This is a genomic window from Bradyrhizobium sp. S3.3.6, assembly GCF_040546905.1.
GTDB lineage: Bacteria > Pseudomonadota > Alphaproteobacteria > Rhizobiales > Xanthobacteraceae > Bradyrhizobium > Bradyrhizobium cytisi.
In genome coordinates this window covers 1-21,957 of record NZ_JBEPOT010000025.1, presented here as the reverse complement: position 1 = coordinate 21,957, position 21,957 = coordinate 1, and the positions used below count along the sequence as shown (strand labels likewise).

General features: G+C 58.7%; 13 protein-coding genes and 1 pseudogene. 4 read left to right on the top strand and 10 right to left on the bottom strand.

The genetic code is table 11. From position 1 onward, the window contains the following. The first annotated feature begins 31 nt into the window (after positions 1 to 31). The 4 genes from ABID59_RS36985 (at position 32) to glmS (ending at position 8,488) form a co-directional block, all read left to right on the top strand. Positions 32 to 1,411, top strand: coding sequence for a Gfo/Idh/MocA family oxidoreductase (locus ABID59_RS36985; protein ID WP_354086618.1), 1,380 nt, complete (start codon positions 32 to 34; stop codon positions 1,409 to 1,411). A gap of 2,983 nt (positions 1,412 to 4,394) precedes the next feature. After that, entirely contained in the window at positions 4,395 to 5,480 is a 1,086-nt protein-coding gene (gene gmd / locus ABID59_RS36980) for a GDP-mannose 4,6-dehydratase (protein WP_354086617.1), read from the top strand. Further along, positions 5,461 to 6,438, top strand: coding sequence for a GDP-L-fucose synthase (gene fcl, locus ABID59_RS36975; RefSeq protein ID WP_354086616.1), 978 nt, complete (start codon positions 5,461 to 5,463; stop codon positions 6,436 to 6,438). Before gmd ends, fcl begins: the two co-directional genes overlap by 20 nt. Positions 6,439 to 6,661: 223 nt before the next feature. Next, a complete protein-coding gene (glmS, locus tag ABID59_RS36970) occupies positions 6,662 to 8,488 on the top strand; it encodes a glutamine--fructose-6-phosphate transaminase (isomerizing) (RefSeq protein ID WP_354086615.1) in 1,827 nt (608 codons plus the stop codon). A gap of 658 nt (positions 8,489 to 9,146) precedes the next feature. Here the strand turns inward: glmS and ABID59_RS36965 are convergent. From ABID59_RS36965 to ABID59_RS36920, 10 genes and pseudogenes are all read right to left on the bottom strand, one after another. Then, complete coding sequence (locus ABID59_RS36965) at positions 9,147 to 10,013, bottom strand: electron transfer flavoprotein subunit beta/FixA family protein (protein ID WP_354086614.1); 867 nt, start codon at positions 10,011 to 10,013, stop codon at positions 9,147 to 9,149. Positions 10,014 to 10,423: 410 nt separating this feature from the next. Beyond that, on the bottom strand, positions 10,424 to 12,178 hold the full coding sequence (gene nifA / locus ABID59_RS36960; protein WP_354086613.1) for a nif-specific transcriptional activator NifA: 1,755 nt from the start codon (positions 12,176 to 12,178) through the stop codon (positions 10,424 to 10,426). A 258-nt stretch (positions 12,179 to 12,436) separates the two neighbouring features. Then, on the bottom strand, positions 12,437 to 13,279 hold the full coding sequence (locus ABID59_RS36955; RefSeq protein ID WP_502916860.1) for an SDR family NAD(P)-dependent oxidoreductase: 843 nt from the start codon (positions 13,277 to 13,279) through the stop codon (positions 12,437 to 12,439). 931 nt (positions 13,280 to 14,210) lie between these two features. Further along, on the bottom strand, positions 14,211 to 15,185 hold the full coding sequence (locus tag ABID59_RS36950; protein WP_354086612.1) for a nodulation protein NodZ: 975 nt from the start codon (positions 15,183 to 15,185) through the stop codon (positions 14,211 to 14,213). A gap of 195 nt (positions 15,186 to 15,380) precedes the next feature. Continuing rightward, a complete protein-coding gene (locus tag ABID59_RS36945) occupies positions 15,381 to 17,384 on the bottom strand; it encodes a carbamoyltransferase family protein (RefSeq protein ID WP_354086628.1) in 2,004 nt (667 codons plus the stop codon). 199 nt (positions 17,385 to 17,583) lie between these two features. Continuing rightward, on the bottom strand, positions 17,584 to 18,372 hold the full coding sequence (locus ABID59_RS36940; RefSeq protein WP_354086611.1) for an ABC transporter permease: 789 nt from the start codon (positions 18,370 to 18,372) through the stop codon (positions 17,584 to 17,586). Between the two features lie 3 nt (positions 18,373 to 18,375). Further along, positions 18,376 to 19,290 (bottom strand): nodulation factor ABC transporter ATP-binding protein NodI, encoded by a 915-nt coding sequence (nodI, locus tag ABID59_RS36935; protein WP_354086610.1) that lies wholly within the window; start codon positions 19,288 to 19,290, stop codon positions 18,376 to 18,378. A 4-nt stretch (positions 19,291 to 19,294) separates the two neighbouring features. Continuing rightward, the gene (nodU, locus tag ABID59_RS36930) at positions 19,295 to 21,007 is read right to left on the bottom strand and encodes a nodulation protein NodU (protein WP_354086609.1); all 1,713 of its coding nucleotides are present in this window, start codon (positions 21,005 to 21,007) and stop codon (positions 19,295 to 19,297) included. Between the two features lie 11 nt (positions 21,008 to 21,018). After that, positions 21,019 to 21,648 carry a nodulation methyltransferase NodS gene (nodS, locus tag ABID59_RS36925; protein ID WP_354086608.1) on the bottom strand — a complete coding sequence of 210 codons (630 nt, stop codon included), beginning with the start codon at positions 21,646 to 21,648 and terminating at the stop codon, positions 21,019 to 21,021. Positions 21,649 to 21,672: 24 nt separating this feature from the next. Continuing rightward, a pseudogene (locus ABID59_RS36920) lies at positions 21,673 to 21,957 on the bottom strand (chitooligosaccharide synthase NodC); the annotation flags it as partial.

Genomic DNA, 21,957 nt, shown 5'->3' with positions numbered 1-21,957 from the left:
TCGGGACGGAGGCGAGAGGAGATCAGAAAACATGAGGGATCTTGTACTCGTCGGGCTCGGTCCTCACGCCATGGCTAAGTATATTCCTCTGATCGAGAGCGCCGTCGCCAGTAGGCGAGCCTCGGGATTCCATGTGATTGAGCTCGCGAGCACGAAAAATGCTGTGCATGCCTATTTCAAGACGCGCGCGTGCAAGCCGATGAGTATCTCTTGGGTACCCGATCTCCGACCACAGGGCATCTGGTACTCCGGCGAGGGGGAGGACGCTCTCAGAGCGTTGGCAAGTCCACGCTCTAAAGTCATTGTCTCGACCGAACCGAAGGCCCATCTGGACTACCTTCGCGCGGCACTTGGACTTGGTCTTGATTGTCTGGTCGACAAGCCGGTTGTGCTTCCAATGGGTTCGAATGGGCGCCCTGCAGTGGACCGAGTTGTTGGGGAGGCGGCGGAACTCAAGGCGATCTCCAACCGGAGTGGCGGGCGCTGCGTCGTGATGGCCCCCCGCCGATACAACGCAGTCTACGACCTGATTGGACGTTATGCGCGCCACGTCTCCCGTAAGCTCGGCACGCCCATCACCTATATTGGCATCGAGCATCACGAGGGCGTCTGGAACACGGAAGAGGAGATTCTCTCCCGCCAAGATCATCCATATCGGTATGGCTATGGAATGCTTTGTCATTCCGGCTATCACCACGTCGATATCCTTTCCAGCCTTCTGGGTACTAATGAAGACAACTTCGGGCCTCTGGCGATAGAGCTGGATGTCCACCGGGCCACCGCCGCCGATCAAGTCGGACAGGTCGCCCCTGATTTGGTCCAGAGGCTAAGAGGGCCCGCCCCACCCGCTCCCTCGTTTCCCGCTCCGCGGTTCTGGGGCGAGACAGACCTCGTGTCATGTGGAGCCGCACGCCATTGCGAAAGCGGCAATACCATCTGCCTCTTCCGGCTCGACCTACTGCAAACGAGCGTCTCGCTGCGCAATTGGCGGCAACTGCCAACCAACATCTACAACAAAAACGGCCGGTACGCGTCAGAGACCATTCGCTTGAATATCGGTCCTTTTGCTGCGATCGAAGCCAGGATCGTGAAGCGCCCGCACTTTGGCACAGAAGATCATCCGCAATTTGCGAAAGAGGCTCGCATCACTCTTTGGCGAAATGGCAGCTTCCTAGGCCGGGCAGCTTTCCGGGAGAAACTCTACCCAACGCGGGACACACTTATCCAAAATGCGGATCTAGGAGCTGCCCGGAGGAAGCTCTTCGACGATTGGTTGGCGGGACACAGCGGCAGAAGCACCCTCGATTCGCACACACGAACGATCTCGCTCTTCGCTCGCTATCTCACTGCTGTCACAAGCGATCGCAGAGAACCTATAGGATCTGCCGCTGTCGAGAAAGCTGGAGCATAACCAAGCCCCGTTACCTCTGGCTCGCCCGGATTCAGGACGTCGAAGTGATGGCTGCTGTCTGCCTCTCCCTTCCTTGTGATTGAACCCATCAGTAAATCTATCAGCGTGCTTGGCGCCTCGCTCGCGCTGTGGGTGAGTGGTATCGACCGGGAGCCGGCGTTGCGCCCAACGCGGCCGAGCACGAAGAGCGGCAGGAGCCGCGATAGACAGCGTGTAGATCGGCGCTGAAGCCATCCAGACGATGAAGTCGTCCCGTCGAGGACAGAGCCAGAAGCAAAATACGAGATAGCACTGGCGGCAACGAAACGAAAGAGAGCGCACGTGGAACGAACGTGAGTTGAATTGCAGGTAGTCTCTTCCCCAGAAGGCGAAGAGTGCCAAGGAGGTGTGAGACGACCCTCGGAGAAATCGGCGCTGGCGCGAACGGAACGAGCTTCGTTCGCGGGCCGGATGCGTCGGGCCCTCACCTGAGCGATCCTATCGGGCCATAGGAACGGCCAGTCGAAGAGCAGAGCCGCAGATACTGGAAGCGCGGACGTAAACGTCAATTGTCGCGATTGTTGCATGTGGTGCTGTCGCATTGACAACGCATATCGCGATGGCCTGACCGCCAGATCATGGGTCGCGCAACCCGCTGCTGTCGGGAGATGAGATCGGATTGTAACGGAGTGGTTCCGGTAGAGTTGACGCCGGCACCGCTCGTGTCGTCCGACTGATATATCGAGCGGCTGCCACCCCGGCATCGGCAGCCCCAAATACTCCTGATCATCTGCACCGAACTTATCTGGATGAAGAACATCGGTTCTCTCCGGAATTGTCCACCGGAGAGTTCTGTTGTGGTTGGCCTTTCGACTATGATTTTCGCTTGAAGTTTCTCGTCATGCGTGACTTCGTTGCGAACTTGCCTCATGCAGACGATCCGCGCAGACATCTACGATGGTTTGGCTACGCAAGCCTGCTAGCAGGAGCTTTTGCTCGCCGCCTCACCTTAATAAGCCGCAACGTTATGGAGTTGAGCTATCCGTGTTTGGTCCAAGATGCCAGAGCTCGACTGAAACGCCTCACGGCCAAATTTGGCGGCGGAAGCCAATTCGCCTGGCGTGATCCGGCGAACCGGCTACTTTGTCACCCAAAGACACGTCGACGGCTTCAGCAGACGATGCAAATTGACGCCAATGCTTCGCCAGTTCGTCGAGTGAGAGGCTTGTAATTTCGCCCTTGCGACGGTCTGACGGTGGGCTTTCATCTCATTCCTTCTCATGTCCAGCGGTTAGCCGGCTTGCCGCCTGAGACACCGTCAATGCGACATCTGTGTGGCGGACCACAACTCACACAATCGATTCACCGGCAGAGGCTCGGACGCGCGGACCGCACTCATTGAGCAGCCTCGCTCATTGGCGTTACCGTATGAGGGCGTTTTCGCTAGAGCCGTCCAACGGAGAGGCTTCCCCGCTGCGATCACGACGCCTTGACCTTCGATGCAACCGTGCGTTCCGGCGGCGATCAGAACTGCCCGTCAACCTCATTTCTCTGCAGCTTCTCCGCCAGGCGAGCCAGCTTATTATATTCCTTAGCGACCTTGAGGAGCCTGCGTCTGGATGTGTTGTCCTTGAGCGACTCCGCTTTTACTCGCGTCGCTTCCGCACGGCCTCGCCAATGTTTGGCGTCGGGGAATGGCTTCTTCTGCTTCATGCAAAAGACGATGCAGATTTTAGATCAAGAAAATGCGACACATGCCCTACGTAAGATCCCGTAGGCTGGCTTTCGCAAAAGCACCTCATTTGCCGTCAATGCCGCCCGCTCTGTCAATGTCTGAGATGCGACAAGTACGCTTCACTGCATTCTTCTCGGTTGAGAAACGCCCGCCTGGAAACACCACGCCAACGCAAAATGATAGTGGAGATTGGACTCATTGGTGGTTCGCGTCAGATCCCGCGCCAAATGCGCGACTCTCGACATAAGTGCTTGAATCGAACGTAGCGTCAGATAGATAGTAAGGTCTTCAATGCAGCTGGCGACCGCGCCTGGCCGTACAACAGCTTCCGGGCGACCAATTGGGAGTGTGTCATTTGGAGCTCAGATTGCAGAACGCCCGCGATGCCTCGAAAGGCCTCAGTGAGGTAGCCTCAGCGATTCATTGCAAGATCTTGCGATTAAACGGCGAGTGCAGGAGAACCGGATGCTAAGATCGGAGCAGCGTCGCCGCGTGGCGATTGCCCGATTTTAGATATTGCTCATGTCGGAGGTTGCCTTTTTCGCTGCTCAGAGTGGAATGGAAGTTGGAGGCCATACAGGTGGTCGTGATCCACCTACCGCGAACCTGCAAATCGTTTGCTCGCGCCGAAGCGGAGCAGCTGTAGGCATACACGTTGGCACAATGTTTGGTACGCATCCTCCTATCGCGACGTCTTCGTCATGCCCGGCTGCAATGATTGGGCCATCGTACGAAAGCTGGTCGGGTTATGAGCTGGATCACAGCTTGCTGAGCAATCTCAGGAGGGGTCAGGCCTTGGAGATTATCAACGCCTCCTCGATATACGCATCGACAGCTCAAGGAGCCCGACTGCATGCCTGCCTTATTCGCAGCCCAACGATCGGCCCTTTCGAGCAGGTCGCATGTCCGAGGCGGCCATCCTATGGCCTGGCTCGCCGCGCGAGTTGAGTAAGCAAAGACAGTGGAACGCCTTCTCGGTCCCGGCGGGTCGCTCACCACTTGTCCGCGCCGCAATTCCACTGGTCGCACCCAAGCAATGGAGAGACGGCCGAGCAAGGCGAACGAAACCCGCCGGATTGCAAACTTTCGTATAGTCCTTCAAAACCGTTTCAATGTGGAACGTTTACCTCCGTACAGTTGAGCGATCGATGCAATGTCTATACACGTCCAGAATTCGGTGCTTCGAGAGCGTTACGCTTCCGCATCGGAGGCCGACGCGACTAAAGGTCGTCGATCGCGGGACGACATTAACATGCGCAGAGAGAAGATTTGTCAAACCAAGCGAGCAAACGGCGGGTCGCTCTCATCACCGGCGTGACTGGACAGGACGGTGCCTATCTTGCCGAACATCTGCTGTCGCTCGGCTATGTCGTGCACGGCATCAAGCGGCGCTCGTCCTCGTTCAACACCGCGCGCGTCGACCATCTCTATCAGGACCCGCATGTCGGCAATGTGCCGTTCCTGATGCACTACGGCGACATGACGGACTCGACCAATCTGATCCGCCTGGTGCAACAGATTCGGCCGACAGAGATCTACAATCTGGCGGCCCAAAGCCACGTCGCGGTCAGCTTCGAAAGCCCGGAATACACCGCCAACGCCGACGGCATCGGCGTGCTGCGCCTGCTGGAGGCGATCCGCATCCTCGGCATGGAGAAGGAGACGCGGTTTTATCAAGCTTCGACCTCCGAGCTCTACGGCCTGGTGCAGGAGGTCCCGCAGAAGGAGACCACGCCGTTCTATCCGCGCTCGCCTTATGGCGTGGCAAAACTCTATGGCTACTCGATCACGGTGAACTACCGCGAAGCCTACGGCATGTTTGCCTCGAACGGCATCCTGTTCAACCATGAGAGCCCAATTCGCGGCGAGACATTTGTCACGCGCAAGATCACCCGCGGCGTCGCCCGCATTGAGGTTGGACTCGAGGAGACGCTCTATCTCGGTAATCTCGAGGCCAAGCGCGACTGGGGCCATGCCAGGGATTACATCGAGGGCATGCACATGATTCTGCAGGCCGACAAGCCCGACGATTTCGTGCTCGCCACAGGCGAGACGCGCTCGGTGCGCGAGTTTGTCGAGCTGTCCTTCGCGCTGGTCGGCCGCAGCCTCGAATGGCGCGGCGCTGGCGTCGATGAGACCGGAATCGATGCCAAGAGCGGCAAGACGGTAGTGAAGATCGATCCGACCTATTTCCGCCCCACCGAGGTCGATCTCCTCGTCGGCGATGCCAGCAAGGCACGCGAGGTGCTCGGCTGGACACCGAAGCGGAGTTTTGCGGAACTCGTCGCCGAGATGGTGGCGAGCGATCTGGCGGAGGCAAAACGGGATGCGGCCAATGGCAAACGCTTCGTTTGAGCTGACAGGCAAGAGCGTCTACGTCGCCGGCCATCGCGGCATGGTCGGAGCCGCGCTCATGCGCCGGCTTGCGCGGGAAGACGTCAAGCTCGTCACCGTGGACCGGCGCGAGCTCGATCTCTGCAACCAGGCCGCCGTGTTCGCCTGGTTTGCGAAAGTGCGGCCGCAGGTGATCTTCCTTGCCGCCGCCAAGGTCGGCGGCATCGTCGCCAACGCCACGCTGCGCGCCCAGTTCATCTACGATAACATCGCGATCGCGGCCAATGTGATCCAGGCCGCGCATCAGAACGGCGCCGAGAAGCTGATGTTCCTGGGCTCGTCCTGCATCTATCCGAAGCTGGCCGCGCAGCCGCTACGCGAGGATTCCGTATTGACCGGCCCGCTGGAGCCGACCAACGAGCCCTATGCGATCGCCAAGATCGCCGGCATCAAAATGGTGGAGGCCTATCGCAGCCAATATGACAGCGACTTCATCAGCGTGATGCCGACCAATCTCTACGGCCCCGGGGACAATTATCATCCCGAATACAGCCACGTGGTCGCGGCCCTTATCCGGCGCTTCCATGAGGCAAAGGTTTCGGGCGCAAGAAGCGTCGTAGTCTGGGGCACTGGCACGCCGCGGCGCGAGTTCCTCTATGTCGACGACATGGCCGATGCCTGCGTGCATTTGATGAAGACCTATTCGAGCGCGGAGCTGATCAATATCGGCACTGGCGAGGACATCACCATTGCCGAGTTTGCCCGCATCGTCGCCGAAGTCGTCGGCTACATCGGCGAGATCAGTTTCGATAGCTCCCGGCCCGACGGCACGCCGCGCAAGCTGCTCGACGTCAGCCGTCTCGCGAGCCTCGGCTGGCGCGCGAGGACATGGCTCACACATGGAATGCGGCAGGCCTACCAGGCCTTCTTGGTGGCATCGGCTACATCGGACAAAAGGAGAGAACCATGCAGCTGCTAGCCGCTGATGGCGCTTATTGTTCGGCTCCCAGAAAGTTGCTTTAGGATCTTCCGGCGAATTCGACAGGGCTCCACGTGTTGCTTGGAACTCGCGCACCGCCGGGTGACGCGTGCCCCCGATGTCGGGCAGGCACGGGCTAGACTGGCCCATAGCCAGAGCGAGCGAATTGGTCAGGCGCGCCTTGCGGCACGCTCTGTTATGAACTTGAGGTAAACTGATTAGCATGTGCGGGATTGTCGGCATCCTGGGGCGCGGTCCGGTCGCGGATCGACTCATCGATTCACTTAAGCGACTGGAATATCGCGGCTACGACTCAGCAGGCATCGGAACGCTCAAAGGAAATTATATCGAGCTTCGGCGCGCCGAGGGCAAGCTGAGGAACCTTGAGACATGCGTTCGCCGCGATCCGCTCTCAGGCCATGCCGGGATTGGGCACACGCGCTGGGCGACCCATGGCAAGCCGACCGAGCATAATGCTCATCCCCACGCAACGGACAATGTTGCAGTCGTCCATAACGGCATTATCGAGAATTTCCGCGAGCTGCGCGCGGAGCTGAAACAGCATGGCGCCTATTTCGCCTCTGAAACAGACACCGAGGTGGTGGCGCATCTTATCGACTCATATCTGAAAAATGGCTGCTCGCCGCAGGACGCAGTAAAAGCGTCGCTGCCGCGGCTAGTGGGCGCGTTTGCGCTTGCAATCCTGTTCAAGGGGCAACACGACCTCATGATCGGCGCGCGGAAGGGCTCACCGCTTGCGATCGGCCATGGCGAAGGCGAAATGTATCTCGGATCGGATGCTATCGCGCTCGCGCACCTTACCGACTTGATCACCTACCTTGAGGACGGCGATTGGGCTGTCCTCAACCGCAACGTCGCCGTGGTTTACGACGCACAAGGCACAGTCGCCCGCCGGGAGGTGGTGAAATCTGCCACGTCGTCGGTTCTCGTCGACAAAGCACACTACCGCCACTTCATGGCGAAGGAAATCCACGAACAGCCAGAGGTGATCGGGCAGACGCTGGCGCACTACGTCGATATCGCCAACGAGAGCGTCGCACTGCCGCAGGAGCTTCCGTTCGATTTCAATGCGATCGGACATATCTCGATCACGGCTTGCGGTACGGCAGGATATGCCGGCCATATCGCCAAATACTGGTTCGAGCGGCTGGCTCGTATTCCGGTCGAGCTCGATGTCGCCTCCGAGTTTCGCTATCGTGAGGCACCGATGCGCAGGGGAGATCTTGCTATCTTCATCTCGCAGTCCGGCGAGACGGCCGATACGCTGGCCGCCCTGCGCTACGCCAAGTCTCAAGGCCTGCATACGCTCTCGATCGTGAACGTTCTAGGCTCGACCATTGCGCGCGAAAGCGGGATAGTGTTGCAGACACTCGCCGGACCTGAAATCGGCGTTGCCTCGACCAAGGCGTTCACATGCCAGCTTGTCGTCCTGGCGACGCTTGCGGTCGCTGCGGGCAAGGCGCGGGGTGAATTGTCGGAGAGCGACGAGGTCGATCTCGTGCGAGCGCTGATCGAAATTCCCCGGCTAGTTACACGGGCGCTTGCCAACGAGCCGCAGATCGAGAAGCTCGCACGCGACATCGCCAAATCGCGTGACGTGCTATATCTTGGTCGCGGCACGTCGTTTCCACTGGCCCTGGAAGGGGCCCTGAAGCTGAAGGAAATCTCCTATATTCACGCCGCAGGCTATGCGGCCGGAGAGCTCAAGCACGGCCCCATCGCCTTGGTCGACGAGAGCGTTCCCGTAATCGTCATCGCTCCTTGCGACCGGCTCTTCGAAAAGACCATCTCGAACATGCACGAGGTCGCCGCCCGCGGCGGCAAGATTATCTTGATAACGGACGCTAGCGGAGCCGCGGAGGTGTCCATGGATACACTCGCGACGGTCGTGCTGCCGGAGATGGGGACGACGTTTACGCCCATTGTCTATGCGATTCCGGTGCAGCTCCTAGCCTATCACACGGCCAACTTGATGGGCACGGACGTCGACCAACCGCGAAATCTTGCGAAATCGGTTACCGTCGAATAAGCTAAGGTGACGCGACCTGGAATCGGCGTCGGTTAGATACCGAAGGCGCGCAAAGCTCCGGCAGATCTGATCTTCAGTGTGTTCTGGCTCGGTGCCTTGATGCGATCTGTTGGCGCGATCGTGCTCGGAACCTATATTGACCAGATTGGCCGTCGGCAAGGCCGATCATTAAGCTTTCGATCATGGCGGTATCGGGACGAGCTGGCCATGATGTTGACCGGGAATGGCTGAGCATTATCAGCTAACCTCGATTCCGTCCTGTGGTCGAACCGCGATGATAATGCCCGCACGTTGCAGTCACGTGAAATGCGGCGGATTGCGCGCGAGGGATAGATCCCCCGCGCGAGCTCCACGCGGTGAATTCAGCGGGCGCTCTCTGCCACTCCACACAAACTGAACGGGCGCGTCTTCAGGTTCCATGAATTCTCCAGTGAATTGGTGTGTCGCAGGTCGCCAAACTTTAGCGTAACGGGATGTCTGGTATGTTGATCCGATACCTGCCTCTCGGCGCTCAGATACGCAAGTTGAATGCTCACCCTTCTTATCGTATTTGGCGAGGAACGGCCGACACGATCGATGCAGCCTCGTGCAACCGAGCGACGGGCCCATGCATGACCACGATCCGGCCATCGCCGGCTCCGCTCGATCAGCCGCGACTTCACGCACCGCTAGCTTGCGCAGATGAGGTACCGCGCGCGAGCTGTGCGAGCTCCGTTTCGAGCATAGGGTTGCGATTGAACATGGCGTCGATCAATGCTTGCGCCGGCTGCTCGGCCGCCTCCACCCACGTCGCCTTCTCCGCTCGTGGGGAGGGCGCGAAAACACGTTTGACGACGGTCGGCGACCCCCTCAGACCGCATTTGGCCATGTCATCCACGCCGGCGTTTTGGGCGCTCCATTTTACGGTTGTGGCACGTGCGGCACGCAACGCATCTATCATTGCACCGCGGCGAATTTGATTGGTTGCCTCCAACATGCTGACGAGACACGGCAGCTTGGAACGCAGCACCTGGATGCCGCCTTCGCAGCGCCGTTCCGCCTCGATCGTGCGTACTTTAAAGTTCAACGCGTTGATTGTGGAAACATAAGTAAGCTGCTGGACCCCGAGCCTCTTTGCAATGCCAGGTCCCACCTGCGCCGTATCGCCGTCGATCGTCTGCTTGCCAGTGAATATGACATCCGCCGGGCCATATTCGCTCCCGATATTGCGAATCGCGCACGCCAGCGCGTAACTCGTCGCCAGCGTATCGGAGCCCGCGAAGCTACGATCGGTGAGCAGGACAGCTCGATCGGCACCAAATGTCAGTGCCTTTCGGAGAGAGTCTTCGGCCGATGGCGGCCCCATTGTGAGGACGGTAATTTCGCCGCCGAACCTATCTCGTAGCTCGAGCGCAGCTTCCAGCGCGAAGAGATCATATGGGTTGATGATGGTCGGCACGCCCTGGCGCATGATGGTATTCGTAACTGGGTGCACGCGGATTTGAGCGGAGTCGGGGACCTGTTTGATGCAGACGATGCTGTGCATGTACTTCTCCTAAGATGCTGAGCCGGCTCCCGACGAGCAGCAAATGTCATACCACCCCAGGCATTTCGCCGATGAGGAAGGCATGCAAAGACTGACGGCGAGTCCGTTGGCGCAACTGCGACGGCTTGAGCATGGGCGTGATCTTAAGCTGATCTGAGTTACGGGAGCAACGGAGCCGCAGCAATCACGCGCCGGTTCCACGCCAAACCAGTGTTCAGCGCGAATACGTTGCAAACAGACGATGACAATACCAGCCGACCCGAAGACGCCCTATCTTCACCGGCGAGCGTATCCCAAGCAAGGCATAAGGCTAGCATCCGCATTATGTATCAGAGCTGGCAATCGCCTCTTGCCACGCTCTCCTATCCCAGTCGGCCGAGCGCGAGAGAGGAGCGAGCCCGACGCTTTGCTCAGAAGCGCTTGATCTCGATACCGTGTCTTCGCAAGGCATAGCCAATTTGGCGCGGCGTTAGTCCAAGCAAGCGCGCCGCCTTCGCCTGTACCCACCCGGATCTTTCCATGGCTGCGATGACGCGCTCGCGATCGGCGAGTTTCGCAGCACCCACCGCGGGCCGCCCGGGTGGCCCTAGCGGTGTCAGTTCGCTACTGACCGGCTGAACGGCTGTTATAGCTTCTGGCGGCGGCATGCTCAGCCTCGCGGGCAGTGAGAAATTCGGGCTCGGCTGTCGCGCCATTTCCTCCGGTCCACACCTCCATAGCTTGGCCGACAGGCATTGCCCGTGGCAGCATGCAAAATCATGTCTTACGATCGACGATCCTTGCGCGAGGGTCGCGGTCCGCTGCACGCAGTTCTCGAGCTCGCGGACATTACCGGGAAATTCGCAACTCATGAGGACATCAATCGCACTTGAATCGAACACCAGAGCACGGCCGTTTTCATTGTTGAAGTTCTTCAAGAAGCGAGCGGCGAGAAGCGGAATATCAGTGCGTCTTTCGCGCAGCGGGGGCAGTAGCAGAGGAACCACGCTGATGCGGTAATAGAGATCGGCACGAAACTCCTTCCTTGCCACCGCCTCTTCAAGATTCCTGTTCGTGGCTGCAATCACGCGGACGTCGACTTTGACCGTCTGATTGCCGCCCACTCGCTCGAATTCCTGCTCCTGGAGCACGCGCAGGAGCTTCGCCTGGAACGACGCCGAGATCTCACCGATCTCATCTAGAAACAACGTTCCCTTGTCGGCGAGCTCGAAGCGCCCCTTGCGCATATTGAAGGCGCCCGTAAACGCTCCCTTCTCGTGACCGAACAATTCGGATTCTAGCACTGTCTCAGTCAGGGCTGCGCAATTCAGCTTGACAAAGGAACGTTTGCCGCGCGCTGAATGCTCGTGAATAGCCTTCGCGACCAGCTCTTTTCCGGTACCCGATTCGCCACGCAGCAGAACCGTGCTGTTGGATTTTGCGATCACCTCGATCTTATCAAGTAAGCCGCGGAGCGCCGGGCTGTCGCCAATAATTCCGTCGACTTGAACTTTCTTACGCTCCCGCCCATGAGGCTTGGGTTCGGACAGCTGCTTCTGCAGCCGGAACTCCTCGTCCATAAGGCGCCCGCGATCGCGCTCAAAAATGTAATGCAGCTTCGCCGTCCGGCCCAGAAGGCTAGCGACCTTGGTCAGCAGGTGGAGGTCGTCGTCGAGCTGCGCGCGCATCCCGTTGTCCGCGATGCGGTCAATGCTCAGCGTACCCGCAACTTTCTCGTCAACGTCTATGGGAACGCCGATGAACGCAACACGCGTATTACCGGCGGCATCTAGCATCTCGACGTCCGAAGAACTGAAGGCCGAATGCAGCGCGACGTTCTCGACGATGAGCGGCTGCCCCGACGCCACGATTTGATCAATTGCTCCTTGCGGCAAGCGCACCCCGCAGCGGGAATCGCGACCTTCGTTCCGACCGCCGCCTACGATGATCTGGGGCACGCCGTCATGACCGAAGAGACACACGATGCCGCGGCGCATCTGCACGAGCGATTGCAGACGCTCGATGACGCTCTCTAGCTTGGCTTCGAGCCGGGATAGGCCGGTCAGCGTGTGCGCTATTTCAAGGATCGTGCTTAGCGATTTCTCTTGCGACGGCACAATAAAACCGGAAGGGTCCGCGTCGGAGGTTAAGTTTAGTTTTTCGCGCAGGGAAACGCTGTCCAGCATAACGACTTCTCCGTTCCTTTCTTGATCCTCCCATGACCTTGATCGGACTTGTTGGACCCGTGTTGCATGCCCCCTCGATCTGACATCAGGTTCTCAGGGCGGGGCGAGAGATGACGCCTCTTCATGGCACGTCGGCGGCACCTACAGTGACTAGATTTGCTGCGGTATTCTTCCAACTCCCTGCGCGGATTCGCCCTGGCCAAAATGAGTTTCATCCATGAGGCTCAGATTAACCGGGCTTCGCCAGGGGCGAATTCATCACAAGTGTTGTCCGCCATTGATCGGCACTTCGGCGCCAGTGACATAACTTGCCGCATCTGAACATAGGAAGAAAATGACCTTGGCGACCTCTTCGGGTGTACCCACTCGGCGAAGTGGGATCTTTGACACAAGATGTGCTTCCGTGGCAGGCGACAAAATGTCCGTCTTGATTTCTCCGGGCGCGACCGCATTGATGCGAATGCCATGTGAGGCGTAATCGTGCGCCATTTCGCGCGTGAGACAAGCGAGCGCAGCTTTCGAAGTCGGATATGCCGTGCCTGCAAATGGATGCTCCCGGGAGCCGGCGATCGAAGTCACATTGACGATCGCGCCTGAAGCCGCTTTCAGCTCAGCGAACAGACCTTGGGCGAGCAGGATCGGCGCCACTAGATTGAGGTGGAACACGCTCATCCAAGTATCGACTGAGGTCGCCAGCGACGTCAGCCGGGCACCGTTCGGCGTTTTTGGTGAGTTTCCGGCATTGTTTACCAGTCCATGCAACGGTGCACCGGCAAGGCACTCCTTGATCTCGGCAATCACGCGCGGCAGCGTCCGATGGTCGCTCAGGTCGACTTTGATATAGCTGTCGCCCTCTGAGTCCCATGGGCAGCGTGCCGCGTCGAATGTTTGGCGCGCACAAGAAATGACGCGCCAACCGGCTTCCGAAAACAATTTTCCGGTGGCGCGACCGATACCGCGCGATGCCCCAGTCAACACCAGCGTCTTCGGGTCACGCAGCGGGAGGCCCGCTCGACCGGCGCGAGCGTGCACTGGACTGCCAGGGTCCGTTTCCGGCGACTGAGCTGCGACCGCTTTGTCATCTGGTAGACCTAGATTCACACGCCGCTCCCGTCCGTTCCCCTCGACTGTGCACCTGGTGCAGGATCCGGGCCAAAGCGATGCAGGCTACAAGCGGCGAACCGTTGCGACCCAAATGGCAGGTTCCGAACATCTGGCCTGTTTGCTTTTCGACAGCAGCAACGCCGCAGCAATGCTTGTCGTCGAGCTCCCCGGGCGAGCCGCCCAATGCGCGCGCTACGTCTTCGAGCCGAGAGCCTGGTGATTCCAGGGCGAGCTGACTGCGTCGCACTCCACGGGTGGTCTGTGGCTCATTTGGGGTTGGCGGAGATAGATCAACTGTCCTTGGCGGAGATCAGGACCAATGGCCAGTTCGTCCAAGATTTTTCATCCCTTGTATCGCGAGCGCAGATCCGAATCAGTTCCGCTGTCGATGGCCTGCGATCGTGCTGTTCGTCAGCTACAGCCGAAAGGACTCGAAAGCCGCAGGTTGAACACGGCCGTCGTCAAGAAAACGCACCGACCGCAAAAGGATAGTCCACAGGGGCGATCCATCTAGCGGACGTACCTCCTTGGTGCTGGGACATTCTGACGTGACCGTTTGCTACGCTAGATTTCCCCGGGCGGCCCAGACCGGCGTTGCCGTGCTTACCAAGGTCTGGCAGCGATGGCGGTTTGGGCCCGATGATGACGAGCCATCACCTTCCGCGCGACACCTGACGGCCCGAAGCATTGCGGGGCAAGGCCGCCGGCGCTCGCCGGCATTGGCCTACGCTTCGCCGGCATTCGCCTGACCAGCCGCACCGCATCCGTAATAGTGCGTAATAGTGCGCCGGTCAGCAATCGCTTGCGGACGGAAGCCGCCATACACCATTTCTGCGACAGGTTGCGAAACTCGATGGTGTCGACGCCAGCGGTATCAGGCAGATGATCTAGCCCACCATTGCCCGGGCTCGAGCAGACTCGTGGCACTTCATGAAGCCGCGAAATGCTCGTATGGGTTATCGATCATGGTCAGATGCTCCGGATTGCTCAGATCGAATTCAATAATGCGTGGCACGAGCAGTCGGGCGTAGCGCGTGAAGGCGCTGGTTGGGGGAAAGCGGATCACGGTAGCGCATCGCGCAAGAAGATACATGTCGACGAGAGCGGAAGCTCCACCTTCAATTCCCATTTCCGCACTATGCAACGGCCCTGCGCGATCGGCCTGGAAACGTTTTGGTATGGCGAAGACATCGGGAAACATAACCGATACGTGTTCGAGCACCTGTGCACTGTCCGTGCACAGGAAGACCTTTACAGGCTTTGGATATGGCAAAGCCTTGGCTTTGCGGATTGCCTTGCAGACCTGACGAAGGGCGAGCTCCGAATCGGCCCAGTACGGCGCATGCTCCATGATATCTTCGCCATTGCCGTGCCGAACATGAACGCCGATGATGCTATGGCCGCTAAAGTGTTCCTCATAGAGCGCGTCGATCCGTGCTCGAATCTCAGGCCTTAGTTTGATGTTCCGAAAGATCAGTCGTTCGGCTTCCTCGCTGCAACGCCACATCAGGCAAGCGTCACAGACAATGGTGTTGGCTTCGTTATCTTCTCTTGACTGGAATAGCTCGGTCAGTTCGTCCCGTTCTCGGAAGATCTGCTCATCCGGGCGATTGATGCAGTCGATCGATGGCCTATTCCACCACCGCGGGAAGAACGGTCCGGGAAACGAGAGCTGGTTGACCCGGTCATCGCAAATCACCGGCACTCCCGCGATGTCCTCAACCGGCTCGAAGAACACCGGAAAGGCGTTGCTGAACGGTTGGTCGACGTAACAGGAACCGCGCCAGTCAATGACGAGCGTCCGCCCGGTCCGCTGCGCGTATGACCAGGCTGACGCCAGCGACCAGAGGCAATCACCAAAGCCGGTACGCCTCCGAGAAATAACAAAGCGCTCCTTTGTCAAATTATCAAACCCTTCTCGTTGCGCAAGATAAGTTTTGCATGGCGTACCTACTCTTCTGCGATTCCGGTCCCCGCCAATGGACCGCTGGTCACCTGGACGCAAGGCGATCAACCCGCAAGCCTATCCTCCACGGCATCGCGATTGGCAAGTCATGCAAGAGGCTTCCACGGAACCCTCTTCCGCATTGCTCACCTTTTACGACCGCGCAGGATGCAGCCGAATACGGCGCTGATCCCAGAGCCCGCGCAGTTCGTGCACGAGAGCTTCGCGCCTAGTCCTGTCAGAGGTGACCCTTGCTAGAAGATCGGCAAGAACGGCTTCCTTCTCAATTTGCATCAGCATGTCGAACAGGTCATGCGAGACGCGCACGCTGTCATGGCTGGAGTGACCCATGCGGATCTCGCAGACTGTCTCCTGACGTTCTCGGCCCGCATGAGCGCGAACCCGGTAAAGAGATACATGGGGCGGCAGTGATACAGCGAGTGCAGTCCAGCTTTCGAGCGTTGTTGCCCGCTTCTTGACGAGGAAGGACCCGACCACAAGACCATCCAGCTCGGTGGACAAAAACGCGGTAATCGCATCGGCAACGGAATCTACGATCGGTTCGGCATTGTTGTTGAATGACGTGTTAAGCAGAATCGGAACGCCAGTCCGGCTCTTGAACGCATTGATGAGTTCCCAATAGGCGGCATTGTTCGTGCGGGAAACCGTTTGCAGCCGAGCCGTACCATCGATATGCGTGATCGCCCCCAGCAAAGCACGCTTGGATTGGCGCACGCGAACGACAAAATTCATGAAGGGATATTCTGCGCGACCATCCGGCAACTCAAAGAACGCGCCTGCATCCTCCTCCAGAACCGATGGCGCAAATGGTCGATAACTCTCGCGCTTCTTGACCATCGCGTTAATCCGCTCCTTGTTTGCGGCGGGCCTCGGGTCCGCAAGAATACTGCGGTTGCCGAGCGCACGAGGGCCGAACTCGGACCGGCCCTGTACCCACCCGATCACGGCGCCATCAGCAATCCACTCGGCTGCTCTCGTGGCGACGTCAGCGGTCCGTTCCATCTCCAGGTGTCCGGCCCATCGCTTCAGTTCCTGTTCGATGCTGTCGTCGCTGCCGACATCTGGCCCCCAATAAACCGCCTGGAGTCGCTCGCGGGGCGCAGGCTGCCCGGCCTCGTTCGACACCATCAGTGCCGCGCCCAATGCGCAGCCGGCATCATGCGCAGCCGGCTGCACGAAAATATCTTCAAAGAGGCCTGAATACAGGAGTTTTCCGTTCAAAGTGCAGTTGTGGGCCACCCCGCCAGCGAGGCACAACCGTTTCATTCCGGTCGACTCACGGTAATGCCGAAGAATGTGAAACACGATCCGTTCCAGCGCCTCCTGCAACGATGCGCTCACATCGCGATGCTGTTGCGTGAAGGGCATTCCCTTTCGCCGGACCTCGATATTGCGCAGCAATGCCGGGCCGATACGGTCGAGGTGAACGCGGTAGCCACCGTTTGCGGAGAGCTCATAGAATTGGGCAAAAAGCTCGCGATGGCGTGTGGGATCCCCGTAGGGAGCCAGTCCCATAACCTTATACTCGTCGAACAGGCCGTAGCCGAGGTATCGGATCGTCTCCAGGTAGAACAGTCCGAGAGAGTTATTCTCTGGAAACGTCATAAGCTCGGTCATTTCGGTGCCCGACCCGACCGCCAAGAGACCCGAGAGGAAGTCGCCACAACCGTCGATCGCGAGAACCAGGCTTTCTTCAAAACCCGACATCGCCAGAGCGCTCACGGCATGGGCCTGATGGTGGCCTACGAATGACACCCGCGAGGGATCAATTTCGGTGCCGAACTCCGCCGCTAGAAGGTGTCGTAACAGCAGATTGGCATTTAGCGGAATTGAGATCTCAGGCTGTGAGATGAACAGCCGTTCGAGCATCGCGTTGCAATAGGCTTCGGTGGCGTAAAACGCAATGCGATCGACATCGCGCAGCTCCACACCCGCGGTTGCAAGACAGTATTCGATCGCACTGCTCGGGAGCTTATTCGAGTGCTTGATCCGGTTGAGGCGCTCCTCTTCGACTGCAGCGATCACGCGCCCGTCCTTGACAAGTACTGCGGCGCCGTCGTGCAGAAACGTGTTCGGTAGTTCAAGCGGGTTTTCATAGACCCTGTCGAGCCCGCCACTCAGTCCTAGACACAGCATGTTGTTCTCCATTCATCCTGAGAGGCCTGTTTGCCTATTTCCTATCGTGTGCTTGGCGAGTAAGCCGCACGTCGCCGCGGGGCCGACCAGGCCTCGCTGGCGTACCGGGGCTCACATAAGCGTCGCACGCGAATCGGAAGTTCGTTACGCCCGATATCTGATCTCGCGCATGCGATGCTTCCCTTAGGTCTTGTTCCATTCACCGCATCAGGCGTTGCCGAAGCAGCGCGGCCGCGATGAGGAAGGGAAACGCTGCGTAGATGAAGAGTGCGCCCACATGTAAGCCGACGCTCTCGATCGGCCGACCGAGCATTGCCGGACGAATAAGATCGACCGAATGAGTCAGCGGCAACAAGGCCGCTATGCGTTGAAATGAACTTGGCAACTGGCTCATTGGGAAGATCGTCCCGCTCAAATACATCATGGGCGTGAGAATGAGTGACTGGTAGAAGATGAAATAGTCGTGGCTCGGTGCAAGGGCTGAAACGACCATTGCGAGGCTCGCGAACGTAACGCCAGTGAGGGCGATGGCTGGTAGCGCGTAGGGAATGGATGACCACTCCGCATAACCCAGCCCGGCGGCAACAATCGTGATCGCCGTCCCGGCAAGCAAGGCCTTGCTCGCTGCCCATGCCACTTCACCGAGAACAATGTCGCCGAGCGTAAGGGGCGTACAGAGTACTGCGTCCCACGTGCAGTTTGTCTGCATGCGCGCGTAAGCCGCGTAGATCGTTTCGAAGGTTGCGGAGACCATCGCGCTTGCGGCGACCATGCCAGCCGCCAGAAACGAGATGTATGAGGTCCCCTCAACGCCGCCTATGATCATTCCAAGGCCAAAACCGAGACCGAACAGAGAGCTCATCGGCTCGGCCAGATTTCCAAGAATCGACGCCAGAGCGACCTTCCGCCAGACCAGAAAATTTCGGCGCCATACCGATATCCAGTTCCATGGATTGGCAGGGAGGGCCGGCGCAAAACGTTGCCACATCGTTCAGTCCTTCATCTCTCGCCCGGTTAGCCGTAAGAAGACATCCTCCAGATTTGGAGGACGCTGTAGAAGGCGGAGATCCGTTCGGTTGGCAAGCCGGACGCGCACCTGTTCTGGATCCGTAACGTAACAGAACAGCGTCTCCCCGCTCACCTCAGCGCGCTGCACTTGGGGTCTGACCAGCGGCAGCAGTTCATGCGGATTACCACCGTAAATCTCGATGACTTGGCAGCCGATCTGGTGCTCGATCAGCGCGTGAGGCCGGCCTTCGGCGATCTTACGGCCGTGCTCAAGCACGCACAGGCGATCGCACAACCGCTCCGCCTCTTCCATGAAATGGGTGGTGAGAAGAATCGTTTTGCCGCGCGCTAATAGCGCGCGCAAGCGTTCCCAGATCAGGTGACGGCCGTGCGGATCAAGGCCGGTCGTCGGTTCATCAAGCACCAGGAGCTGCGGATCATTAATGAGGGCACGAGCCAGCGTCAGGCGCCGCTTCATGCCACCGGACAGTTGGCCCACCCGGGCATCCGCCTTGTTCTCCAGGCGGGCGAATTCGAGCAATGACGGCGTGACCGCTTTGACCTCGGCCGCGCTCATGGCGAAGTAGCGACCGAAAACGAGCAAATTCTCGCGCACCGTGAGCTGAAGATCAAGGTTGTCAAATTGTGGGACAACCCCGATGCCCCGGCGCGCCAAGCGCGCATGTGTCGGCACCGGCTCGCCAAGCACGCATATCTTACCTGCGTCGGGCGATGCAACACCCAGGATCAAACGCGCAAGCGTGCTTTTACCCGCGCCGTTTGGTCCCAGCAGACCGAAACACTCTCCCGGCGAGACCGTAAACGAAAGAGCGTCCACGACGACCCTGTCGTTGTAGGACTTGCTCACCTCGAAAAGGTCGACTGCCGCGGTTGACATTCGCTTACGCCATCGCGACGGACGTTGTTCGTGCCGCTTCCTGGGTCGCGCGCCTTTTTGTCCAAAGCAGGCCGTCACACCATACGTGATCGACGCGTCCCCACTCGCACGCGGCGGCAGCATCCGGGAAGAAGCCGCGTCCATGCAGATTGGCGCTGGTATTGCAAAGCAGCGGAATGGCTGTGAGCTTCTCGTACTCGATGAGAAGCTCGGTCACTTTATGTGGAGAGGTTCTGGAAACCGTCTGTAGGCGGGCAGATCCATCGAGATGCACGACGGCCGGAATTTTGTCGCGCCATTCCGGTCGCGTCTGGTGATCGAACAGCATGTACGGATCGGGTACTCCAGGGCTAAAAATCTCCGCCGCGCGATCCTCCAGGCATATCGGCGCTACCGGCCTGAAATGCTCGCGAAGTTTGATGTCGTTGAGATGATCTTTCATTCCTGCCCAGGTCGCAGCTGCGAGAATGCTTCTGCCGCCCAAAGCTCGTGGTCCGAGTTCGGCGCGCCCAGTAAGGAAGACGACAGGCTTGTCGCCCGCGAGAATTGCCGCAAGTTCGCCCATAGTGCAGGGCGCGCTCTCCCATTCGGGCGGAACTTCGCTGGGACGAACGGCCGGTCCACTGTAGACCGACCATTCCAGAGCTTTAAAGCCTTGCTGTGCCGCCAGTGCAGAGCAAGCAGCACCGATGGCTGAGCCGCTGTCGTTCGGAAAGGGCGGCACCCACACGACATCGAACAGGCCGGTCCCACGAAATGCACTATTCCACTTAATATTCAGGCCACAGCCGCCGGCTATGCAGAGGTTACGCGCCCCCGCAAGATCCGAATGCCGCTGCACAACATCGGAAATTGTGCGAACCAGCAGACGCTCTAGAAAGACGTGAAATGACGCAAGGACGTCTTCGGCTTGCTTGACCTTCAATCGCAGTGCGCACGCATCGAAGAAGTCGTGCAGAGCTTCAAGTGGCGATCGTGAGCTGTTGGTTTCTGCAAGCCCACGGCAAGCGCCGTCAGCATGCGTGGCAAAGTGCGCCTCATAGAGTTCCTGAAACGTCTCGATGATATCCTCGTCGGGCGATCCCAGCGCGATATAGGCCATCAGCTTGCCGGCTATACCGAGATCCCAGCTGGTCCGGTCTGCCCGCCTGTAAGGTCCAAAGTGATGTCCTGCCGTCGCATAGGCGTGACCTATCATCGGAAACAGGCATTCAATAAAGCGGATGCCGTGAGGCTCGACATAGTAGAGGCGTGGAAACATGCAGCCGTCCCACACCAAGCAGAAAGCAGATTGTGCGGATTTGGCAAACGAGCTGGCGCAGTATGCGGATGCTACGTGCCCGGTGACATGGGGATAGCTTTGATAGGGATATAGCTTCCCATCAAGCATGAGGCCGATGCGATCGCGGGACGTCAGGGGGCTATCGCCTTGCCGTTCGACATACGGCGCGCCCTTGAGCTTGACGGTCGTCGTTCCACTAAGGACTTCAAACTGCGACTCGAACTCTCCATCCCAGCCATCAATGACGAACTGATCGACATCGCTCGGATCCAGCCCGTGCTCCGCCAAGGCGCTAACAACGGCATCCAGGTTGTCAATGGTTTGATAACGCGGATTGTTGTTCAGCTTCTCCTGTTCGACACAAAACACCACGCGGCCGTCCTCGATCAGAGCGACTGCCCCATCGTGCGTCAACTTGATACCGCAGATACGCATAGTGGCTCCTTTCAAGCTCGGCCGTTGGGACCGATCGAAGATCGCTCCGGATTGCTAAAGCGGACCAACAAGCAGTCTTCGTCAGCCGACTGCCCCTGGCACTGCACGCGTTCGATCTCAATGAGCGCTTCAGTCAAAATCGCGATGACTGTCTCGGCGCCAGCGACATGCCCCCATCGCCTACAGGTGGCATCACGTGCAGATCCGAAGACCAGATGCCCACCTGGAGCAAGCATCTTCACCATCTTGTCGATTGCGGTACGCATCCGTGTCACGTCTTCGAGATAGTAGAGAACTTCGGCGACCACGATCAGATCGAACAGCTCTTCGGTCGAGAACTGCAGAATATCGGTCGCCGCCCAGCTGATATGCGACCACCTTTTGGTCCGCTGGACCGCTCGACCGATCGCTCGCGGCATAACATCGATGACCGTGAGCCGTTTGCAGTGAGGAGCAAGCTTCTCTGTGAATGCACCGGCCGCGCATCCAATCTCGAGGCCGTTTGAGATGGCGCCGTTCGACAGCGATAGCCGCAGCAATTGGGTGTGACGCTCACGTTCGAACGGATTGTCGTCAAGCCGCCACGGGTCATCGTTAGCCAGCTCCCGTTCCAAAGACTGATATGTGTTGTCTACGCTCACGAGTTAATACCCCTACAAAACTGCTCAGTCAGTCTCGGCCGCAATGCCATCCGGCGCGATCAGCTGCGAGGAAGCGCGCGAAAGGCCTGCCCTGCGAATTGAGCCAGGCGTTTCCGATGCCGGGTTAAGGCTTGGTCCAGTTGTCGCGTCTTCGATCGAGGCCTTCGATTCATCAACGTCTGATTTCGCTACTTTGCGCGAGAGCCAGTCACTATTGCTCAAGGTACAGAGCGCGTAGGCTTTCATCGGAAGCAGGAGGAAGATGTTGATCGGGGTGTGCAGCGCGAATCCGAGAAATCGAAGCTCGCC